At 70.5% G+C, this 15,463-nt stretch carries 15 protein-coding genes and 1 pseudogene; 9 read left to right on the top strand and 7 right to left on the bottom strand.

What is annotated here, in order from left to right; all coding sequences use genetic code 11:
• Positions 1–2: 2 nt before the first annotated feature.
• The 3 genes from FGW37_RS16295 to FGW37_RS16285 form a co-directional block, all read right to left on the bottom strand.
• Complete coding sequence (locus FGW37_RS16295) at positions 3–1,859, bottom strand: FAD/NAD(P)-binding protein (RefSeq protein WP_179081715.1); 1,857 nt, start codon at positions 1,857–1,859, stop codon at positions 3–5.
• Between the two features lie 94 nt (positions 1,860–1,953).
• The gene (locus FGW37_RS16290) at positions 1,954–2,325 is read right to left on the bottom strand and encodes a carboxymuconolactone decarboxylase family protein (protein WP_058047339.1); all 372 of its coding nucleotides are present in this window, start codon (positions 2,323–2,325) and stop codon (positions 1,954–1,956) included.
• Positions 2,326–2,525: 200 nt separating this feature from the next.
• Positions 2,526–3,080: a winged helix-turn-helix transcriptional regulator gene (locus FGW37_RS16285; RefSeq protein ID WP_179081714.1), complete on the bottom strand. Its 555-nt coding sequence runs from the start codon at positions 3,078–3,080 to the stop codon at positions 2,526–2,528.
• A gap of 75 nt (positions 3,081–3,155) precedes the next feature.
• On the opposite strand from FGW37_RS16285, the gene FGW37_RS16280 reads away from it, so the two are divergent.
• The gene (locus FGW37_RS16280; RefSeq protein WP_246430409.1) at positions 3,156–4,592 is read left to right on the top strand and encodes an MFS transporter; all 1,437 of its coding nucleotides are present in this window, start codon (positions 3,156–3,158) and stop codon (positions 4,590–4,592) included.
• Positions 4,593–4,711: 119 nt separating this feature from the next.
• Here the strand turns inward: FGW37_RS16280 and FGW37_RS16275 are convergent, their stop codons facing one another.
• Together FGW37_RS16275 and FGW37_RS16270 are read right to left on the bottom strand one after the other, a co-directional pair.
• Complete coding sequence (locus tag FGW37_RS16275; RefSeq protein WP_179081713.1) at positions 4,712–5,743, bottom strand: LuxR C-terminal-related transcriptional regulator; 1,032 nt, start codon at positions 5,741–5,743, stop codon at positions 4,712–4,714.
• Positions 5,744–6,033: 290 nt separating this feature from the next.
• Positions 6,034–6,705: a DUF5324 family protein gene (locus FGW37_RS16270; RefSeq protein WP_179081712.1), complete on the bottom strand. Its 672-nt coding sequence runs from the start codon at positions 6,703–6,705 to the stop codon at positions 6,034–6,036.
• Between the two features lie 242 nt (positions 6,706–6,947).
• Here FGW37_RS16270 and FGW37_RS16265 point away from each other — a divergent pair, with 242 nt between their 5' ends.
• Both FGW37_RS16265 and FGW37_RS16260 read left to right on the top strand, forming a co-directional pair.
• Entirely contained in the window at positions 6,948–7,475 is a 528-nt protein-coding gene (locus FGW37_RS16265; protein ID WP_179081711.1) for a peptidylprolyl isomerase, read from the top strand.
• 118 nt (positions 7,476–7,593) lie between these two features.
• Positions 7,594–8,469 (top strand): rhomboid family intramembrane serine protease, encoded by an 876-nt coding sequence (locus FGW37_RS16260; RefSeq protein ID WP_179081710.1) that lies wholly within the window; start codon positions 7,594–7,596, stop codon positions 8,467–8,469.
• Between the two features lie 282 nt (positions 8,470–8,751).
• On the opposite strand, the gene crgA is transcribed toward FGW37_RS16260, so the two are convergent.
• Positions 8,752–9,006: a cell division protein CrgA gene (gene crgA, locus FGW37_RS16255; protein WP_058047345.1), complete on the bottom strand. Its 255-nt coding sequence runs from the start codon at positions 9,004–9,006 to the stop codon at positions 8,752–8,754.
• A gap of 156 nt (positions 9,007–9,162) precedes the next feature.
• Here crgA and FGW37_RS16250 point away from each other — a divergent pair, with 156 nt between their 5' ends.
• The 6 genes and pseudogenes from FGW37_RS16250 to FGW37_RS16225 all read left to right on the top strand — a co-directional run bounded on the left by FGW37_RS16250 (position 9,163) and on the right by FGW37_RS16225 (position 13,243).
• Complete coding sequence (locus FGW37_RS16250) at positions 9,163–9,927, top strand: DUF881 domain-containing protein (protein WP_179081709.1); 765 nt, start codon at positions 9,163–9,165, stop codon at positions 9,925–9,927.
• A gap of 18 nt (positions 9,928–9,945) precedes the next feature.
• Positions 9,946–10,791 carry a class E sortase gene (locus FGW37_RS16245; RefSeq protein WP_179081708.1) on the top strand — a complete coding sequence of 282 codons (846 nt, stop codon included), beginning with the start codon at positions 9,946–9,948 and terminating at the stop codon, positions 10,789–10,791.
• A 72-nt stretch (positions 10,792–10,863) separates the two neighbouring features.
• Entirely contained in the window at positions 10,864–11,040 is a 177-nt protein-coding gene (locus FGW37_RS16240; RefSeq protein ID WP_179081707.1) for a hypothetical protein, read from the top strand.
• Positions 11,037–11,675, top strand: a complete 639-nt coding sequence (locus FGW37_RS16235) for an aminodeoxychorismate/anthranilate synthase component II (RefSeq protein ID WP_179081706.1) — start codon at positions 11,037–11,039, stop codon at positions 11,673–11,675. Before FGW37_RS16240 ends, FGW37_RS16235 begins: the two co-directional genes overlap by 4 nt.
• A gap of 43 nt (positions 11,676–11,718) precedes the next feature.
• Positions 11,719–12,519: pseudogene (locus FGW37_RS16230) on the top strand (class E sortase); the annotation flags it as partial.
• Between the two features lie 37 nt (positions 12,520–12,556).
• The gene (locus FGW37_RS16225) at positions 12,557–13,243 is read left to right on the top strand and encodes a class E sortase (protein WP_179081705.1); all 687 of its coding nucleotides are present in this window, start codon (positions 12,557–12,559) and stop codon (positions 13,241–13,243) included.
• A gap of 142 nt (positions 13,244–13,385) precedes the next feature.
• Here FGW37_RS16225 and pknB read toward each other — a convergent pair whose 3' ends face one another.
• On the bottom strand, positions 13,386–15,419 hold the full coding sequence (gene pknB, locus FGW37_RS16220) for a Stk1 family PASTA domain-containing Ser/Thr kinase (protein WP_179081704.1): 2,034 nt from the start codon (positions 15,417–15,419) through the stop codon (positions 13,386–13,388).
• Positions 15,420–15,463: the final 44 nt, after the last annotated feature.

Below are 15,463 nucleotides of genomic sequence, written 5' to 3'. Positions count from 1 at the left end.
CATCAGGAAAGGCCGAGCACGGCCCGCGCGATCGAGTCGCTGTCGCCCACGGTGATGGAGTTGACGTTGGGACGGATGCCGGTCTCGGTGACCCAGTTCGCCCCTTCCGTCGGCACGCCGAACACATAGCGCCGCGGGTGGACCGACCCGTCGCTCCGGATGACGCGGAAGGGCCGCTCGGTGACGGCCACGCCGCCGGTGATGTATTCGCCGGCCGAAGCGGTCTGCACCGTGAAGTGCTTCACCTGCTGGTGCTTCTTGAGGTGGACGAGGATCGAGTTGTTCGTCCGGGCGAGGTCCACCTGGGGAAGCCGCGCGTCGATGAGGACGGTGCCCGTGCGGACGTCACCGGGGACGGCCGAGCTGCCGACGAAGACGCCGCGCTCGTGATCGCAGTCCACCGTGAAGCGGGGACCGGCGACCTCGACCACACCGGCGTCCATCAGCGCCACGAGCTCCTCGACCCGGCTCCAGGGCGGCCCCAGGGAGAGGAACGCGTGCAGCGAGTTGAACCAGCCCTCGACGTCGTCCTGGTACGAACGCCCCTCGATGCCACCGTTGTTCATCACGTAGCGCATCTCGTTGCGGATGTCGCGCAGGACGTCCAGCGCGGACTTCACGGGGCTGCTGAGGTTTCCCCGGCGCGCCTCGGCGATGTCGTCCACCAGGTAGGACCGCAGGAATCCGGTCCAGGCGCGGGAGGACGCGATGTCGCCGTCGGTCCACGGCCGGGCCACCCGGGCCCAGTCCCAGTACTGCTCCTCCGGGACGTCGAACTTGCGCAGGACGGTGCGCTCGGAGTCGCAGGACCAGGGGAGCAGGCTGTAGAGCGCGCCGAATTCGTCCGCGACCTCCTCCGACTCCCTGATCGCCACCAGGCGCCGGTAGTAGACGGTCTCGACTTCCTTGGCGATCAGCGGCCAGCAGTCGCGCCGGAAGTCCAGGGCCCCGGTGGGCCCGTTGTTCGACCGCAGCTTGTCGATGTGGGCCTCGGTGAGGACCTTCGGCTCGTAGCGCAGGTCGCCCTTTTCGTTGTCCGCCCGGCCGTGCAGCGGCACGCCCCGGCGGGAGCCGCAGACGATGTGCGGCTCGCGTCCGGAGGGCCGGTACGTCAGCCCGTCGCGGGTCCTCACGTACGTGCCGCCGCGGCCCTGGGTGAGCAGGGACATGTAGTCGAAGAAGGACAGTCCGAGCCCGCGGATGAGTACCCGCTGACCGGGGGCGATGCCGCTCAGGTCGGCGTCGGCGGGGTTGGCGGGCGGGAGGAAGAGGCCGCCCGTCGCCGCCGCGAAGCCCCGCAGGGTCTCCTCGTCGGCGGACGGGTGCACGGCCCCGTGCCCCGTGGCCAGCACGAGCTGGCCGACCTCGGCCGACTGCCCGTCGTCCGTGGTCACGAGCTGCCCGCCGGACTCGGTGTCGGTCACCGAGACGACCTTCGCCCGGTGCTCGCGGATGTCGATGCCGTCCGGGCGGTTGCGCAGGATCTCGCCGTAGGCCCATTCGAGGTAGTGCCCGTAGAAGGACCTGCGGCAGTAACTGTTCTCGTGGACCTCCCGGGCCTCGGCCAGGACGGCCTCGGGGTAGCTCCCGGAGATGTCTCCCGCCGCCAGCCGGGCCGACCACTCGTACAGGCTCGGGCCTTTGCGGACCGGGCCGGACATCTTCACGGTCTCGTCCGCGAAGGCGGTGATCTGGGAGGCGACGATGTTCATGATGAGGTCGGGCGACTGATCGGTCCGCCAGACGTCACCGGAACCGAAGTTCCTGGGTTCGAAGAGATGGATGACAAGAGAATCGCCGATACGGTCACGCGCGTTCTCGACGATGCGCTCCAGGACGGACAATCCGCGAGGGCCCACGCCGACTATGCCAACCGTGTGCACTGCCCTAGGTTTCACAGTGGGACTCCGTTGAGGTTTTCCCAGTTCGGGGCGGCTTTGCCAGGTCCGCTGGTCAGGACATCGCGTCGCTGATCTGCTTGATCGACCGCACGGTGTCGATCGCGGCGGGAAACCCGCAGTACACGGCGCACTGGAGGGCGACCTCGACGAGTTCGTCGACCGTGCACCCGTTGCGCAGCGCGCCGCCGATGTGGAGCTCCAGCTCGTGCTTGCGGTTCATCGCCGTGAGGATGGCGACGGTGAGCAGGCTCCGGAACTTCCGGTCGAATGCGGGCCGTTGCCAGACGGTTCCCCAGGCAAGGCGTACGACCAGGTCCTGCAGCTCGGCTGCTCCTGCCCACGTGTCGGATACGCCGTCGACATAAGTGTTTCCCAGGACCTCGCGTCGCAGCGCGTCGCCGGCCGCCCACTCGGATCCAGGCATGCGTCATTCCCCCATGAATTACGTGAACTGCCGCCGCGCCTCTGCGGGACGGCAAGTCCGTGAGGGGAGCTGCCGTAGCGCTCCCTGGGAAAGACCCTGCCAGCGGGCCTGCCTGCTGCGACAGATTCCGGGGGCGTCGTGATTGCGACTGTCGTAAACAGGAGAGTCACAAGACGGGTGTATGGGGCAAGTATCGCCGTTCAGGCGTCGGACGTGGCCGTGTGCGCCGGCGACGGGAACAGGTCCGTCAGGAGCCGGTGGGGCCCGCTGCGCAGGGCCGCGCTGACCCGGTCGTCGCGCAACGTCGCGTCGGCGCCGGGACCTTGGCGGATGAGGAGGTCGGCGGGGGCGGGGACGGTGCCGCACGCGGGGCAGGCGCCGCTGGAGCCGATGTCAGTGCCGCACGCGGCGTGGCTGAAGAGCCGGCGCGAGCCCTCCGGGGCGAGCCAGCGCTCACCCCACTGCGCCAGGGAGAACACGATCGGCCAGAGCTCGAGCCCGCGCTCGGTGAGGACGTAGTCGACCTCGACGCCCGTGGTGTGGGGGCGGCGCTCGACGACGCCCACCGCCGTCAGGGCCTTGAGGCGGTCGGCGAGCACGGCGCGCGGGATGCCGAGGTGGGTGTGGAAGTCGCCGAAGCGCCGCACTCCGTAGAAGCAGTCGCGGAGCACCAGGAGCGTCCACCGCTCCCCGACCACTTCGAGTGCCCGGGCCAGTGAACAGTCCTGGTCTGCGTAGCCACGTCCCAATGCCATGACGAAAGTCTAGCGGTGCAGTCACTGAACTATATGGTTCAATGACTGAACTCCACCGATCTCTTGGGGGTAGTAGTGACGACCGAACCGGTCGAGCGCCGGTCCTCCGCCCGTGCGACTCTCGCGATCTCGTGCGTGGCCACCCTGCTCGTGCTCATCAACTTCACCGCCCCTGTATCGACCGTGCAGACCGTCAGAGCGGCGCTCGGCTCCGGGCCCTCGGGGCAGACCTGGATCCTGGGCAGCATCAGCGTGGGCCTCGCGGCGTGCCTGATGGTGGCGGGCACCCTCGCCGACGACTACGGCCGCAAGCGGATGTTCGTGATCGGCGGGGCGCTGCTGGTGCTCTCCACCGTGGTGTGCGCCGTCGCGCCCGTCACGCTGGTGTTCGTCCTCGGCCGCATCGTCCAGGGCGCGGCGAGCGCCGCGCTCCTGGCGTCCAGCCTCGGCCTCCTGGCCCATGCCTTCGCCCCCGGCCCTGAGCGGGCCCGGGCCACCGGCCTGTGGGGAGCGATGGTGGGCGGCGGCATCGCCATCGGCCCGGTGTTCTCCGCGCTGCTGGGCCGGGCCACCGACTGGCGCGTGACGTACTGGGTCCTCGCGGTGCTCGCCGCGCTGGTCATGCTCTGGGCCGCCCGCTCGCTGGAGGAGTCCCGCAGCGCGCACAAGCGCGCCTTCGACCTTGCCGGGGTGCTCACCCTCGGCGCGGGCATCACGCTGCTGATCGCGGGGCTCACCGAGGGGCGGGGCGGCTGGGGCCGGCCGCACGTCGTGATCTTCCTGGTCGCCGCGGTCGTCCTGCTGGCCGGCTTCGTGGTGGTCGAAAAGCGCGTCACGGAGCCGATGCTGGAGCTCGGCTTCTTCAGGAACCCCGCGTTCGTCGCCTCGGTCGCCGGTGCGCTGGTGACCGGCATGGGCGTGATCGGCCTGATGACGTACGTGCCGACCGCGGCGCAGAGCATGCAGGGGCTCAGCCCCCTGGGCAGCGCCGGCCTGCTCGCGTTCTGGTCCGGTCTGTCCTTCCTGGCCGCGCCGCAGGCCCGCCGGTTCGTCGCCCGCGTCGGCGACCGCCAGCAGGTCGCCGCGGGTCTGGCCCTGTGCGGGATCGGCGAGCTCGCCCTGATCGGGATCGGCGAGGAGTCCTCGTGGTGGCGGTTCGTGCCCGGCCTCGTGCTGGCGGGCCTCGGCAGCGGCGTGGTCAATGCGGCCCTCGCCGGGCTGGCCGTGCGGAGCGTGCCCGCCCACCGTGTGGCGGTCGGCTCCGCGGCGAACAACGCCTCGCGCTACCTGGGCTCGTCCCTGGGCGTCGCGCTGGTCGCGGCGATCCTGGCGCTCGCCCCGCGCGGCGGGGGAGCCGCCCACGAGATGAGCACCGGCATGACCTACGCCGCGGTCGTCTCCGGCTGCCTGGCGATCGCCGGCGCCGTCCTCGTCGCCCTGTGCCGCGAGCGCACGGAGCCGGCGGGCGCCGCCGTGCCGGCCCCGGAGCCGCAGTTGTCGGAGTCGGTGTGAGGAACCCCGGGCCCGGCGGAGGGCCCGGTGGCCCCGGCCGTGCGGACCTCCGCACGGCCGGGGGCCGTTCCGGCGGCGAGCCGTTCCGGCTGTGGAGGGTTCCGGCCGTGGCCGGTCGTTCACATCGTGGCGACCGGACTTCGTCCGCTCAGCAGCTCCTGCTCCCGTAGGAGGAATCCCAGTTGGAGCCGGCTGGAGGCGCCGAGCTGCTGCATGATGTCGGAGACGTGGCGCTGGCAGGTGCGCACCGAGATGCCCAGGGCGCGCGCGGTCGTCCGGTCGTCCGCACCGTCGATCAGGTGCTGGAGGATGGAGCGCTTCGTCTGGTTCGCCAGGTTCTGGACGAACGTCCTCTCGCGTGGTTTGTCGATGGGTTCCCCGGTCGACCAGGCCGCGTTGAACATCTCGGCGGCGAAGGCGATGAGGTCGGCGTCCCGGACCACGAGCGCTCCGCCCGGGCTGCTGCGCAGCGGGACGACGAGCACCTCGCGGTCGAAGATGACGAACCGGGCCAGGTCCCCGGTGACCGTCCTGATCTCGACGCCCGCGCCGATGGCCTCCTCCGTGTGCCGCACCGTCGGCGGGTGGAAGCGCGCGGAGTACTGGTAGAGGGCGCGCAGGTGCACCCCGCGCCCGAGCAGCTGCTGGTAGCGGTAGCGGGCCTCGATCAGCTCCGCGTCGGGGTGGGCGCCGCCCGGCCGGGCGGACAGGACCTCCTCGCGGCAGTCGTCGGCGTACCGCTCGAGGGCCCGGACCACCTCCTCGTGCGATTCGATGCGCTCCAGGTGGGGGCCCTGCAGCGACTGCTGCTGGGTGGCGTAGATGAGGCCGAGCTCGGCGATCTGCCCGCGCATCCACTGCAGGCCCAGCCGGGCGTTCTCCACCCGCTCTTCCCACTGCTCGAGGAGCCGGTCCGACACGCGGGCGGGGTCTACGGCGGCCAGGCAGTCGGCTCCCAGCCGCCGTACCAGACCGGTGGCGATGAGCTTGTCCACGGCCTGGATGCTGACGTCGCCGTGGGCGCCGGACATCAGCTCGTCGATGCGTATGAGCCCTTGCCGGGCGATGTGCCGGTAGGTGACCAATTCGGCGGATGTCAGCTCTATCGACCCGGGGCCGGCGGCTGTGCGTTCTTTAACCATTGTGTCCATGTCAGCACCTCTCTGTTTATGTGTGCCGCAATAGGGCGGAGAGTGGAGAAACAGGAGAACCCGGGAGTCAGCAGGGGCCGGTCTTCGCAGCTTAGATGTGGGAACGGGCGGGCAATCCGGTTAAATCAACCCCAATCACCGGGCACTTTTCCAAAGAATTACCTGTAATCTATTGCACACAACAACTTGTTTGCGGGAGCCCTTTCCCGGATAACACCGAGGCCCCTCGGACCGCGCGGGAAGCGCGGCCCGGGGGGCCTCGGTGAATCCGGTCCGCCGACCGGGCGCCGTCAGAAGGGCCGGTCGTCCGTCCCGCCGTTCTCGGGGGACTCCGCCTCGGCCTGCTTGGCCTGGACCTCGGGGTCGAGCGGCGAGGAGGACTCCGCGGGCCCCGTGCCGTCGACCGAGCTCAGCGGCGGGCGGTCGTGCACCTCGGTGGCCTCGGGCGGCTCGACCAGCCAGTCCGGGTTGGCCTGCCTGTCCCACCACTTCCAGGCGGCGTACGCGCCGCCCGCGATCAGGCCGACCAGAGCGAGGCGCCGGAACGCCCGCCCCGCCCGGCACCGCCGGTCCCGCCGGGCGATCAGCTTCTCGATCTCCTGGGGGCTGACCTGGCCGCGCAGCGCGGCGAAGGCGGCGGCGCTGCGGGCGACGGCCTCGTCCCGGACCGGCTCGACGGCCGTGCGGGCCCGCACGGCGGCCTGGTCGATCTTCGGGGGCAGGGCGCCGCGGGCGTGCTCGATCCGTGGGTGCAGATGTGCGTCGTACTGGCAGCGGGCCTGGTGAGCGGCCTGGTGCGCGGCCTCCGCGACCTTGGGCGCCAGCCGGGACCGGGCCTCGTGCGCGTAGTGCACGGCGGTGTCCTTCGCGGTGCCGGCGTAGGGCGCCATCACTTCCGCGGCGTGCCGGACGCTGTCCTTCGCCGTGCTGGTCGCGGCGCGCACGCTGTCCTTGCGGGTCACGAGAACCTCCTCCTCGGTGGCGTATGTTTTGTCGCCTTTCCACCCAGTGAAAAATCATGCCTGGGGACGGGCGGTCCGGCACGTGCGGGCGGGCATCCGGGTCATCGGGGACGGCGGCGGGCGGGGGCCCGGCTCGACCATGCCACGGTTTCGTGCGGCGCGCGGGTGTTTGCTGGCTACTCGCCGCGAACCCGTCCATGCGAGGATCGGTAGCCGTCAGTGCAGACTATGGAAGGTAGATCGTGGCCGAGCAGCTTTACGCCACCCTGAAGACCAACCGGGGCGACATCGAGATCCGGCTCCTGCCGGACCACGCCCCGAAGACGGTCCAGAACTTCGTCGAGCTCGCGAAGGGCGAGCGCGCGTGGATCAACCCCGAGACGGGCCAGAAGACCACGGACAAGCTGTACGACGGCACGGTCTTCCACCGCGTCATCGAGGGCTTCATGATCCAGGGCGGTGACCCGCTGGGCAACGGCACCGGCGGCCCGGGCTACAAGTTCGCGGACGAGTTCCACCCGGACCTGTCCTTCAACAAGCCCTACCTGCTGGCCATGGCCAACGCCGGCCCGGGCACCAACGGCTCGCAGTTCTTCATCACCGTGTCGCCCACCACGTGGCTGACCGGCAAGCACACCATCTTCGGCGAGGTCACCAGCGAGGCCGGTCAGAAGGTCGTGGACGCCATCGCCACCACCGAGACCAACTCGCGCACCGACCGCCCGGTGAACGACGTGGTCATCGAGTCGGTCGTCATCGAGACCCGCTGACGGCGGACTCCCGCTTCCCTCGTCACGCCCCGAGGGAACCCGGCGCCCCGCTCGTCCGTATGACGGGCGGGGCCGCGCGTCCCGGACAGGCCCGCCCATCACGGCGCAAGGGGAACGCATGAACGACCAGGCCGTCGGCTGTTACCGGCATCCCGACCGGGAGACGGGCATCCGCTGCACCCGCTGCGAGCGGCCCATCTGCCCGGAGTGCATGGTGAGCGCGTCGGTCGGGTTCCAGTGCCCGGCCTGCGTCGCCGCCGGCTCCGGCACGGGGCACTCCCCGCGGGCCACCGCCCCGCGCACGCTCGCGGGCGGCACCCATGCGGCCGACCCCCGGCTGGTCACCAAGATCCTCCTGGGGATCAACGTCGCCCTGTGGATCGCGGTCATGGCCACCGGCGACGGCCTGCTCGACGATCTCGAGCTGTTCGGCCGCGCCGTGCTCGGCGGCGAGCCCCAGGGCGTCGCGGAAGGCCAGTGGTACCGCCTGCTGACGTCGATGTTCCTGCACCAGGCGCCGATGCACATCGCCTTCAACATGCTCTCGCTGTGGTGGATCGGTCCCCCGCTGGAGGCGGCGCTGGGCCGGGCCCGCTATCTGGCGCTGTACATGCTGTCCGGTCTGGGCGGCGCCGCCCTGACCTTCGTCGTCGCCGACCCCCGCCAGCCTTCGCTCGGCGCGTCCGGGGCGGTCTTCGGCCTGCTGGGTGCCACGGCGGTGCTGATGCGGCGGCTCAATTACGACATGCGCCCGGTGGTGGCGCTGCTCGTGCTCAACCTGGTCTTCACCTTCACCTGGAGCAACATCGCCTGGGAGGCCCACATCGGCGGCCTGGTGGTGGGCACCGCCGTGGCCTACGGGATGGTGCACGCGCCCCGGGGGAAGCGGACGCTGGTGCAGGGGCTGACCTGCGGCCTGACACTGCTGCTGATCGTCGCGGCGGTGGTCGTACGGACGGCGACGCTGCCCGCGCTCACCGTCTTCCCCGGCTGAACCGGCCCCGGCTGACCGGCCCTGACCGGCCCCGCCGGGGCGGTGTCCCGGCGGGGTTGTCCACAGCGCGTACAGAATCTTGTGCATGCCGTGGGGAACAGGTGTCCGTCCGTGCACACAGCTGCGTTTCCGCTGGTAGGCAAGGGCGCCACCGGGAGAGCCACACTGGTGATCAGTCACACCGGCGTCAACCCGAGGGAAGTTATCCACAGATCTTCTGAGTTTTTCCCCACTGTGGACGAGGGTGTGGATAACTCCTCGGAAGGCTCCCCGGAAGGCTTGCTACTTCCACTGCGTGGAGACTACGAACCCCGCTGCGATAAAGCCGAAACCGACCACAATGTTCCAGTTGTGGAGGGACTCCACGGGCATGTCACCGCTGGTCACGTAGAAGATGACGATCCACGCCAGCCCGATCAGGAACATCGCCAGCATCAGCGGCGCCACCCAGCCCCGCCCACTGCTGAGCTTGATGGTCTGCTGCTTCGCCGGCGGCGGCGTGAAGTCGTCCTTCTTGCGGATCCGTGACTTCGGCACGAGGAACTCTCCTGTCGATGCGCTGCGTGACCGCGCTGGGGAACAAGGAAAAGGTTACAAAGGGCTGGTCCGAGGCGGCGAGCGGCGGGAACGCCACCTTTTCCCGGGCGTCCGTTAGCGTAGTGCTTCCGTGGCGCCGGAGAGGATAAGGGTACGTTGAGTAATTCTGCGGACTCCACCAGCAGGCCGTCCCGGCGCTTCAAGCCCGTCCGGCTGCTGACCGGGGCCGTCTTCGCGCTGGCCGGTCTCATCTTCTGGATGAGCTTCAACACCGCCCACGGCACCAACATCCGCACCGACGACTCCATGCTCCGGCTCTCCGACCTCATCCAGGAGCGCAGCCGCAAGAACGCCGGTCTGGACGAGAGTGCCGCGGCCGCCCGCGCCCAGGTGGACGCCCTCGCCCGGCGCGACAACGGCAACACCGCCGCCCAGAACAAGAAGCTCGCCGACCTCGCGGAGGCGGCCGGCACCGAGAAGCTCAGCGGATCCGGCCTGACCGTCACCCTCACCGACGCCCCGCCCAACGCCACGGCCAAGATCCCCGGCGTGCCGCAGCCGCAGCCCAACGACCTGGTCATCCACCAGCAGGACCTCCAGGCCGTCGTCAACGCCCTCTGGCAGGGCGGCGCCAAGGGCATCCAGGTCATGGACCAGCGGCTGATCTCCACCAGCGCCGTCCGCTGCGTCGGCAACACCCTGATCCTCCAGGGCCGCGTCTACTCCCCGCCCTACAAGGTGACGGCCGTCGGCGACCGCGGCGCGCTGCGCAAGGCGATCGACGCCTCCCCCGCGATCCAGAACTACCTCCAGTACGTGAACGCCTACGGGCTCGGCTGGAAAGTCGACCAGCAGGACGCGGTGACTCTTCCCGGTTACTCGGGCACAGTGGACCTCCACTACGCCAAGCCCGTGGAGTGACCCGGGAGGGATCCGGCGATGGAGTTACGACTCGTCGTCCGCACGGTCAGCGAGCTGTGCCTGACCATCGGCACCCTGCTCGTCCTCTTCGTCGTCTACGTCCTCTACTGGACGGGAGTGCGCGCCGACGGCGCCATGGACCGGGAGCTCAGCCGCCTCCAGGACCGGTGGTCGAGCGGCGCCGCGGTCACGGCCGGGGCCCCTGAGACGCCTGTGCCGGGAGAGCAGCCCGGAGGGTCGGCGGAACAGCCCGGAGAGCCGCCTGACCAGCCCGCAGCGTCCTCAGCGCCCTCCGCGCCCTCTGCGCAGCCCCAGCCGCCGTCCGGCTCGCACCTCACGCCGGGCCCGGGCGCTGGGCAGGCGGCCCCCGCGCGGCAGCAGTCCGCCCCCGCCCGCCCCGGTGAGGCCTTCGCCGTCATGTACATCCCCCGCTTCGGCGCCGGCTGGGCCAAACCCGTCCTCGAGGGCACGGGCACCGGGCTCCTCAAGAAGGGCCTCGGCCACTACGAGCGGACGGCGCGCCCCGGCGGGACCGGCAACTTCGCGGTCGCCGGCCACCGCCGCACCTACGGCGACCCGTTCAAGGACCTCGACGAACTGCGCCCGGGCGACGCCGTCGTGGTGGGCGACGGCACGACGTGGTTCACGTACCGCGTCGACGGCCGCCCGTACCGCACCCGGCCCGACGACACCGGCGTCATCGACCCCGTCCCCGCCGGCTCCGGCTTCCGCGGGCCCGGCCGCTATCTGACCCTCACCACCTGCGAACCGGAGTGGGGCCACAGCCACCGGCTGATCGTCTGGGCCCGCCTCGACGCGACGTCGCCCGCGGCGCGGGGCCGACCCGGGGCTTTGTCCGGCTGACCCCCTCGGACCCCGCCCGCCCCTTAGTCTGGTGCTGCAATTTCGACTACGTCATCGGCAAGTGGGGACGGCATGTACGGCTGGATCTGGCGGCATCTGCCGGGCAACGCGTGGGTGCGGGCGCTGATCTCGCTGGTTCTCGTACTGGCGGTCGTCTACGTCCTCTTCCAGTACGTCTTCCCCTGGGCGGAACCGCTGCTGCCGTTCAACGACGTGACGGTCGACAACGGAATGGCGGTCAACCAGTGAGTGCACGCATCCTCGTCGTGGACAACTACGACAGCTTCGTCTTCAACCTCGTCCAGTACCTCTACCAGCTAGGCGCCGAGTGCGAGGTGCGGCGCAACGACGAGGTCGAGCTCGGCCACGCCGAGGACGGCTTCGACGGCGTCCTGCTGTCCCCCGGGCCGGGCGCGCCGGAACAGGCGGGCGTGTGCATCGACATGGTGCGGCACTGCGCGCAGCACGGCATCCCCGTCTTCGGGGTCTGCCTGGGGATGCAGTCCATGGCCGTCGCCTACGGCGGTGTGGTCGGGCGGGCGCCCGAGCTGCTGCACGGCAAGACGTCGCTGGTGACGCACGAGGGCGCGGGCGTCTTCCAGGGCCTCCCCTCGCCCTTCACCGCCACCCGCTACCACTCCCTGGCCGTCGAGCGCGAGCGCTGGCCGGACGAGCTGGAGATCACCGCCTGGACCGAGTCGGGCATCGCGATGGGCCTGCGCCACCGCGACCTGCCGGTCGAGGGCGTGCAGTTCCACCCCGAGTCCGTGCTCACCGAGTGGGGCCACCGGATGCTCGCCAACTGGCTGGTCGCCTGCGGTGACACCACGGCGGTGGAGCGATCGGCGGGCCTGGCCCCGGTGGTGGGCAAGGCCGGGGCGTGACGTGACCACGCCCCCGCGGGTCGTATCGCAGCCCCTGCCGCCCGAGGACCGGGCGACCATGGAGCTGCGCAGGGTGGAGGTGCCGTCCCAGGCGGCGCCCCGGCCCGTACGGACCGGGGGGCGTGCCGCGCGGCGGCATGCGGCCCGGCGGGCGCGCAGGGGCAGCCTGGGCGTGCGGCTGTGCCGTTTCACGGGCGAGCTGTTCATCACGGCAGGCCTGGTGCTGCTGCTGTTCGTGGCCTACCAGCTGTGGTGGACGAATGTCCGCGCCCTGCAGCAGGCCGGCGGCGCCGCCCACCACCTGCAGAGCCGCTGGGACGAGGAGGGGCAGGGCGCCGACCGGGACGCCGGGGCGTTCTCGCCCGGCGAGGGCTTCGCGATCATCTACATCCCGGCGCTGGATGTGAAGGCCCCGATCGCCGAGGGCGTCGGCAAGCAGAAGATCCTCGACCGCGGCATGGTCGGCCACTACGGGGAAGGGCCCCTCAAGACCGCGATGCCGTGGGACGAGAAGGGCAACTTCGCCCTCGCGGGGCACCGCAACACCCACGGCGAACCGTTCCGCTACGTCAACCGCCTGAAGCCCGGCGACAAGATCGTGGTGGAGACGCGCAGCGCGTTCTACACGTATGAGATGACGAGCCGTCTGGAGCAGACGCCACCGGCGAACATCGGGGTCATCGCCCCCGTCCCGGCCGGCTCCGGCTTCCGCGGCCCCGGCCGCTACATCACCCTCACCACCTGTACCCCCGAGTTCACCAGTACCTACCGCCTGATCGTGTGGGGCAAGATGGTCGACGAGCGGCCCCGGAGCAAGGGAAAGCCGGACGCGCTCGTTCAGTAACGGCACACGGGAACAGCGAAGCGGGGTACGAACGTCTGTGGCACGGACAGACCGCGTACGGGGGCGCGTCGCCGCCACCGTCAGCGTCATAGGCGAGCTGCTGATCACCGCGGGCGTGATCCTGGCCCTCTTCGTCGTCTACTCCCTGTGGTGGACGAACGTCCTCGCCGACCGCGAGGCCAAGCGCCAGGGCCACGCGGTGCGCGACACCTGGGCGAAGAAGGGCCCGGGCGCCCTCGACACCAAGGACGGCATCGGCTTCCTGCACGTCCCCGCCATGAAGAACGGCGAGGTCCTGGTGAAGAGCGGCACCGCCACCGACGTCCTCAACGAGGGCGTCGCCGGCTTCTACCGCTCCCCGGTGAAGGCCGCCATGCCCTGGGACAAGCAGGGCAACTTCACCCTGGCCGCCCACCGGGACGGGCACGGCGCGAAGTTCCACAACATCCACAAGGTGAAGACCGGCGACCGGGTCGTCTTCGAGACGCGCGACGTCTGGTACGTCTACAAGGTCTACGCGGAGCTGAAGGAGACCTCGAAGTACAACGTCCAGGTCCTCGACCCGGTCCCGAAGGAATCCGGCGCCACCAAGCCGGGCCGCTACCTGACCCTGACGACCTGTACCCCGGTCTACACCTCCGACTACCGCTACATCGTCTGGGCGGAGCTGGAACGCACGGAAAAGGTCGACGCATCCCGCACGAAGCCGAGGGAGCTGCGGTAGCAGCCCGTCCGCGGCCCGGAAAGCCGAGCCTGTTCAGAGCAGGTGGTCGGCCTTGTCGGCCTTGCCGGTGCCTGAGCCTGCCGGGGGTACGGAAAACGGCCCTGTCCCCGGGGGATCCGGGGGCAGGGCCGTCGCGGTGTGCTTAGTGGCGGCGGCCTCCGATGAAGCCGCCTCCGATGAAGCCCGTGTCGCCCGTGGAGCCGTTGTCACCGCCCGGGGTGCCGGTGGTGCCCGTGTCGCCGCCCGGGAGGCCCGCCGTGGTCGTCACGTCGACCGGGGTGTTCTTGGCGACCTGGGTGCCCGGCATCGGGTTGGTGGTCTGCACGACGGCGTTGTCGTCCTGCGGGCCGAAGACGTTGCCGACCTTCAGGCCTGCGGCCTCGATCTCCTTCTTGGCGTCCTTGAGCTTGTGGGTCAGCACGCCCGGCACGGCGACGTTCTGCGAACCCTTGGCCACGGTCAGGGTGACCGTGGAGCCCTGGGCGGCCTGGGTGTTGCCGTCCGGGCTCTGCTTGGTGACCGTGCCCGGAGCCTGCCCGGGGGCGTCCTCCTCGGTCACCGACACCTTGAAGCCGTTGTCCTGCAGCTGCTTCTTCGCGGCCTCGACGTTCTGGCCCACCACGGACGGCACCGTCTTGGTCGGCTTGGACTCCGCGACGGTCAGGGTGACCTCGGAGCCCTTCTCGGCCTTGGTGTCGCCCTTGGGGTTCTGCGAGAGCACCGTGCCCGCGGTGGCGCCGTCCGTCACCTTGGTCTTCGTGCTGACCTGGAAGCCCTTGGCCTCCAGGATCTGCCGGGCGTTCTCCAGCTGCTTCTCGGTGACGTCGGGGACCTCGACCTTCGCCGCGCCCTCGGACATCTTGACCTTGACCTCGCCGCCGCGGTCGATCTTGCCGCCGCCGGTCGGGTCCTGCTCGCAGATCTTGCCCTTGGGCTGCTCGCAGGTCGTCGTGCCGTTCTCGACGACCTTGAAGTCGCCGTTGACGCCCTGCTGCTGAGCGTCCTTCAGCGTCTGCCCGACGAGGTTGGGCACCGACACCTTGGAGGCGTTGCCGCTGCCGCTGAAGAGCGACTTGCCGATGAAGATCGCACCGACCAGCACCAGCACGCCCGCGAGGATCAGCAGGATCGTCGACAGGTTGCTCTTCTTGCCCCCGCCTCCGCCGCGCCGCCGGCCGTGGCCGTCGTCGTAGCCGCCGTACCCGCCGTCGTCGTCACGGACGGGCGGCAGCATGGAGGTCTGGCCCGGGCCCTGCGGGGCCTGGGGGCGGAGCATGGCCGTCGGGGCGTCCGCGCCGTAGCCCACGGCGCCCATGGAGGCCGTGGCGGCTACGGGCTGGCCCTCCAGGGCCGCCTCGATGTCGGCGCGCATCTCGTCGGCCGACTGGTAGCGGTAGTCCGGGTCCTTGGCCAGCGCCTTGAGGACGATGGCGTCCATCTCGGGCGTGATCTCGGGGTCGTGGACGCTCGGCGGGTTCGGCTCTTCCCGGACGTGCTGGTAGGCGACGGCCACGGGGGAGTCGCCGATGAACGGCGGCCGGACCGCCAGCAGCTCGTAGAGCAGGCAGCCGGTGGAGTAGAGGTCGGAACGCGCGTCGACCTGCTCGCCCTTGGCCTGCTCCGGGGAGAGGTACTGGGCGGTGCCGATCACGGCCGCGGTCTGCGTCATCGTCATGCCGGAGTCGCCCATCGCGCGGGCGATGCCGAAGTCCATGACCTTGACCTGGCCGGTGCGGGTCAGCATGACGTTGGCAGGCTTGATGTCGCGGTGGACGATGCCGGCCCGGTGGGAGTACTCCAGCGCCTGCAGGACGCCGATGGTCATCTCCAGCGACCGCTCGGGCAGCAGCTTGCGCCCGGAGTGCAGCAGCTCGCGCAGCGTCGACCCGTCGACGTACTCCATGACGATGTACGGGATCGAGACCCCGTCGACGTAGTCCTCGCCGGTGTCGTAGACGGCGACGATCGACGGGTGGTTGAGCGAGGCGGCCGACTGGGCCTCACGGCGGAACCGGGCCTGGAAGGACGGGTCACGGGCGAGATCCACCCGCAGCGTCTTCACGGCGACGGTGCGGCCGAGCCGGGTGTCGTGGGCGAGGTAGACCTCGGCCATGCCACCGCGGCCGAGCACCGAGCCCAGCTCGTACCGGCCGCCGAGGCGACGCGGCTCTTCCATAGCTCCAGCCCTTCCGTTTTCCTGACCGCACCTTCACTACGTCC

The organism is Streptomyces rectiverticillatus (assembly GCF_013394065.1).
GTDB classification, from domain to species: Bacteria; Actinomycetota; Actinomycetes; order Streptomycetales; family Streptomycetaceae; genus Streptomyces; species Streptomyces rectiverticillatus.
Note: the sequence above shows the minus strand (reverse complement) of the source record. Positions and strands in the feature narration are given on the sequence as shown.